Source organism: Thalassotalea marina, assembly GCF_014656435.1.
Classification (GTDB): Bacteria; Pseudomonadota; Gammaproteobacteria; order Enterobacterales; family Alteromonadaceae; genus Thalassotalea_C; species Thalassotalea_C marina.
Genome location: NZ_BNCK01000024.1, coordinates 1 through 1,606, shown reverse-complemented (window position 1 = coordinate 1,606; position 1,606 = coordinate 1). Strand labels below are relative to the sequence as shown.

General features: G+C 39.7%; 1 protein-coding gene. It reads left to right on the top strand.

The features are described 5' to 3' along the window. Positions 1 to 79 precede the first annotated feature (79 nt). Positions 80 to 1,123, top strand: a complete 1,044-nt coding sequence (locus IE199_RS21800; RefSeq protein WP_189775032.1) for an IS110 family RNA-guided transposase — start codon at positions 80 to 82, stop codon at positions 1,121 to 1,123. Positions 1,124 to 1,606: the final 483 nt, after the last annotated feature.

Here is a 1,606-nt window from a genome sequence, read left to right as displayed (position 1 = left end):
TGATACTTATTGAACCTTCTCCCCGAAGTTTAACCATTGGCTAAACTTCTAGGCGACCAAACCAAAAGGAGAAAGCTCAATGAAATTCTATACCAAATTACATGATTTTTATTGTGGGATCGACCTACATGCGCGAATTCTTTATGTCTGCATTTTAAATCGAGAAGGTGAAAAGGTTCTCCATAAAAAAATAAAGGCTGAGAAATCCGCATTAGCAGCCTTAATCTCACCTTACCTAGGCAACCTTGTTATCGGCGTTGAATGCATGCACTGCTGGTATTGGGTCAGTGATTTATGCGCTGAACAAAATATTGAATTTGTTTTAGGTCATGCCCTGTATATGAAAGCTATTCATGGTGGTAAAGCAAAAAATGACAAGATTGATTCGTATAAAATCGCAAGCTTGCTTAGAGGTGGAAATTTCCCTCTAGCCTATAACTACCCTCAAGCCATGCGCTCTACGCGCGACCTATTACGCAGAAGAACAAAACTTGTCAGGCATGGTGCACAATTAAAAGCTCATATTGTAAATACCAACAGCCAATACAATTATCCTGCTCTAGAACTCCACATGAAAAATCCATCAGTGCGAGAGATATTCCGTCATCGATTTGAAGATGAAGCTGTTCAACGCAATATTAATTTTGATTTAGCAATATTAGATAGCTATGCCAAAGAGTTGAAATATCTTGAATACTTTATTGAACGTAAAGCAAAACAACATCGGCCTGATTATTACGCACAACTGCGTACTATTCCTGGCATTGGCATTATTCTCGCCATGACGATTTTGTATGAAATTGGCGACATTGAGCGCTTTGAGTCTGTACAGACGTTTGCTTCCTATTGTCGCTTAGTCAAATGCAAAGCAGAATCTGCCGGAAAAACTTACGGTAGTTCAGGTAATAAAATTGGCAATGGCCATTTAAAGTGGGCGTTTAGTGAAGCAGCGGTACTTTATTTACGAGGAAACGACAAAGCACGTCGCTACTTAAATAAGTTACAAAAACGCATGAGTAAAGCCAAAGCCTTGTCAGTGCTAGCGCATAAAATAGGCCGTTGCGTTTATTACATGCTCAAACATAAAACGATATTTAACAATGAACGATTCTTAAACGCTTAAGTCGCACAATGGAGTGAGCTGTACGCCTAACTAGATAAGCATGAACAACCTTATATTATTTGCGATAAAGTGTGACATCAGCACGTTAATGCAGGTAAATGTTGTCGACGTATAAGCTATTTGGCCTTGATTAGACACTCCATTGGTGCGCATCAACAATGAGCAAAGTCGTTTACACCTTAGCTGAGCCTGAAACTAACTGAACCTTAGATAAACTAAGTGAATCATCCGCTTGAGTAGTGCCAACAAAGGTTAACCGATGAATGTCTAGTGCCCCTGAACGACCTAAGGACTGACTGCTTCAGGCAGTGATGAGATCACATTAAGAGAGCCTCAATATGTGTTTGCCGTAAACGATTGTTTTACGGCCTTTATGACAGAGCGAAGTAATAGATTTTGCTGATTGATTAACCATTAGCTGCCTAGCGGCAGCTAAAAAAACACTATTGCCTATTGACGGGGATAAGGTTCATATGTGTTATG